This window comes from Halorubrum sp. Eb13, from assembly GCF_002252895.1.
Lineage (GTDB): Archaea > Halobacteriota > Halobacteria > Halobacteriales > Haloferacaceae > Halorubrum.
The window spans coordinates 1-862 of the sequence record NZ_NHPE01000051.1 but is presented as its reverse complement, the minus strand read 5'-3'; the positions used below and the strand labels follow the sequence as shown (position 1 = coordinate 862).

Here is an 862-nt window from a genome sequence, read left to right as displayed (position 1 = left end):
TGCTTACTGGAGCCGAGTTTCCTGATGCCTCCCTCTATAAAGCCAAGTTTCCTGATGCCTCCCTCTCTGAAGCTAATTTTCAAGCAGATGACCTCATTCAAGCTCATGTCTCGGATGGTGGCCTCCGAGATGTGTATTTTACACATGCCTCCCTCTCTGAAGCCAAGTTTCCCGATGCCTCTCTCTACGAGGCCGAGTTCCATCGTGCCGACCTCTCTGAAGCCGAGTTTCCCGATGCTGACCTCCGAAACGCCGAGTTTCCTGATGCTGACCTCCTTGGAGCCAAATTTCCCGATGCCTATCTCCAATACGCCGAGTTCCCTCGTGGTTACCTTCTTGGAGCCGAGTTTACCGGAGGTTCCCTCTACAAGGCTGATTTTTCCGGTGCCCTGCTTACTGGAGCCGAGTTTCCTGATGCCTCCCTCTCTAAAGCCAAGTTTCCTGATGCCTCCCTCTCTGAAGCTAAGTTTCCTCATGCTGACCTCTCTGAGGCCAAGTTTCCCGATGCCGACCTCCAATACGCTGAATTTCCACGTGCCGACCTCTCTGAGGCCAAGTTTCCCGATGCCGACCTCCAATACGCTGAGTTTCCTCATGCCGACCTCCGACACGCAAAGTTTCCCGATGCTGACCTCAGACTCGTCGAGTTTTACCGTGTTGACCTCTCTGAAGCCAATTTTTCCGACGCTTCCCTCTACAAGGCCGGGTTTTCTGATGCCTTACTCACTGAAGCCAAGTTTCCCGATGCCTCCCTCTCTGAAGCTGAGTTTCCTGATTCCGACCTCTCTGAAGCTGAGTTTCCTGATTCCGACCTCTCTGAAGCTGAGTTTCCTGATTCCGACCTCTCTGAAGCTGAGTTTCC

The 862-nt window shown here is 52.9% G+C and carries 1 protein-coding gene; it reads left to right on the top strand.

Translation table 11 applies throughout. The features are described from left to right. The coding region (locus DJ75_RS19360) for a pentapeptide repeat-containing protein (RefSeq protein ID WP_141211984.1) at positions 1-862 on the top strand (862 nt) is incomplete at both ends.